2 rRNA genes are annotated in these 854 nt (G+C 47.7%); both read left to right on the forward strand.

Going from position 1 to position 854, the window contains the following annotated elements:
• A 16S ribosomal RNA gene (locus QP909_RS11715) occupies positions 1-65 on the forward strand; the annotation flags it as partial.
• A 459-nt stretch (positions 66-524) separates the two neighbouring features.
• Positions 525-854: ribosomal RNA gene (locus QP909_RS11720) — 23S ribosomal RNA — on the forward strand; the annotation flags it as partial.

Consider the following 854-nt stretch of genomic DNA (forward strand, 5'->3'; position numbering starts at 1 on the left):
CGGCGATTGGGACGAAGTCGTAACAAGGTACCCGTACCGGAAGGTGCGGGTGGATCACCTCCTTTCTAAGGAGCTTTATTGTGGGTGCAGTTGCACCCTGTGGTTGGTTGAGTATGCGAGTGTCATGCTGCTGGCCTTTTTATTATTGAAAATTATCCGGGTGAAACACACACCTAAGAGACGAACTCAAGTGTTTGAATGGCGCTTTGTGACACACGTTTGTCGTGCACAGTTAAACGAAAAATATGTTGTTTGTATGTTGGTGCATTGTTGGGTGTCTGGGGCATTATCCCCTCTTTTTGTGCCTGACCATTATGTCTGCTGACGCGTTTGGTGTTGGTGGTGTGTGGTTGGGGTGTTGTGTGAGAACTGTATAGTGGACGCGAGCATTAAACACACATAGATGGATTGCTTTTTGTGGTTTGTTTGTGTGTGTTTGTGTGATTTCTTTTTTCTTTAATCAATTTTTTGTCAAGTTCACTTGTGTGGCCACCTGCATGATTTTTGTTGTGTGGGTGGTTTGTGTGTTCGTTATTAAGGGCGCATGGTGGATGCCTTGGCATGCTGAGCCGATGAAGGACGTGAAAGGCTGCGTTAAGCCTCGGGGAGTTGTCAATTGAGCGTTGATCCGAGGATGTCCGAATGGGGAAACCTGGCCCTGGTTATGTGGGGTTACCCTTCAGTGAATTCATAGCTGTTGTGGGGGTTTACGCGGGGAAGTGAAACATCTCAGTACCCGTAGGAGGAGAAAATAATAATGATTCTGCTAGTAGTGGCGAACGAACGTGGATGAGGCTAAACCGTGTGCATGTGATACCTGGTAGGGGTTGTGTGTGCGGTGTTGTGGGCCCCAA

Source organism: Corynebacterium sp. MSK195 (genome assembly GCF_030228885.1).
Lineage (GTDB): Bacteria > Actinomycetota > Actinomycetes > Mycobacteriales > Mycobacteriaceae > Corynebacterium.